Consider the following 1,361-nt stretch of genomic DNA (forward strand, 5'->3'; position numbering starts at 1 on the left):
CCATACATGGTGTGATTGCGGCGGTCGCTCGTTGATGGCGAACGAGGTTCGGTATGCTGGTCTCATGGATAGGAGCCATGAGGAGAACGACCATGAAACTCTATGCCGGTTTGGATGTATCGCTGAAAGAGATTTCGATTTGCGTCGTGGACGAGGAAGGCAAGACCGTCGCGCGCGGCAACTGCCCTGCGGACCCCGAGGGCATTCTGGGCTGGTTTCGAAATCGATCTCTGGCACCGGAAAAGATCGTGCATGAGAGCGGGATGCTCTCAATCTGGCTACAGCGCGGGATGGCCCGACTGGGATTGCCCGCGACATGTATCGATGCTCGCAAGGCGCACAAGAGCCTGTCGGCCCGTCTCAACAAATCCGATGCCGGCGATGCGGAGGGGCTGGCCCAGCTCGCGCGCACCGGCTGGTTCACGCCGGTCCATGTCCGCAGTGAAGGGGCGGATCGCCTGCGCGCTCTGGTGGGCGCTCGGGAACGGCTGATCCGGCTTCGCAAGGATCTCGAAGGGCATGTCCGCGGCGTGCTCAAGACCTTCGGAATCCGAATGACTGGGAGCAGCCAAGGCCGGCAGCGCCAGGCGTTCCGCGATCAGTTGGCTGCCGCCGGGGAAACGGATCCGCTGCTGCACGCGATCGCCGATGGTTTCATCGCCACACATGCCGTGCTGTGTCAGGCCGCTGCCGATCTCGACATTGCCGTGAAGAAGGAGGCCCGCGACCATTCCGTGGCGCGCCGTCTGATGACCATTCCCGGCGTCGGCGCGGTCGTGTCGCTGAATTTCATCGCGCTGGTCGATGAACCGACGCGGTTCGGCAAGACCTCGGATGTGGGCGCCTATCTCGGGCTGACGCCGAAACGACACCAATCAGGTGAGGTGGACTGGTCGGGCCGGGTCTCGAAATGCGGCGACGGGGTCATGCGGAGCCTGCTGTTCGAGGCTGCGACAACCTTGATCACGCGAGTGCAGAAATTCTCGGCGCTGAAAAGCTGGGCTATCCGGCTTGCAGGACGACGAGGCTTTGCGAAGGCGGCCGTGGCAGTTTCGCGAAAGCTCGCCGTACTGATGTTGGCGATATGGAAAAAAGAGACCGAATTTACCTGGACAAAGGAGGCCGTTGCCTGACCTGAATTCCCGCCTCGGCTGGCGGGGAGCGAAGTCCCGAAAGGGCGGAGGTTGGTCGATCTCGCGCGGGCCGATGGGAAGTGGAGTATTCCGCGGAACCCGATCCATACATTGAAGACGGCCAGCACCGGAAACCATGATGAGGCACAACCCCCGTGACCTCGGAGAGAACCATGACCCTAGACGGACGGCCCGCTTTCCCGATTGACAATGCCGCAATCAGAGAAC

At 61.9% G+C, this 1,361-nt stretch carries 1 protein-coding gene; it reads left to right on the forward strand.

Annotated features, from left to right (window positions below):
* Positions 1-92: 92 nt before the first annotated feature.
* Complete coding sequence (locus tag GL300_RS26030; protein WP_155042575.1) at positions 93-1,133, forward strand: IS110 family RNA-guided transposase; 1,041 nt, start codon at positions 93-95, stop codon at positions 1,131-1,133.
* The last annotated feature ends 228 nt before the right edge of the window (positions 1,134-1,361 follow it).

The sequence above is a fragment of the Paracoccus litorisediminis genome, assembly GCF_009711205.1.
In the GTDB taxonomy this organism is placed as follows: Bacteria; Pseudomonadota; Alphaproteobacteria; order Rhodobacterales; family Rhodobacteraceae; genus Paracoccus; species Paracoccus litorisediminis.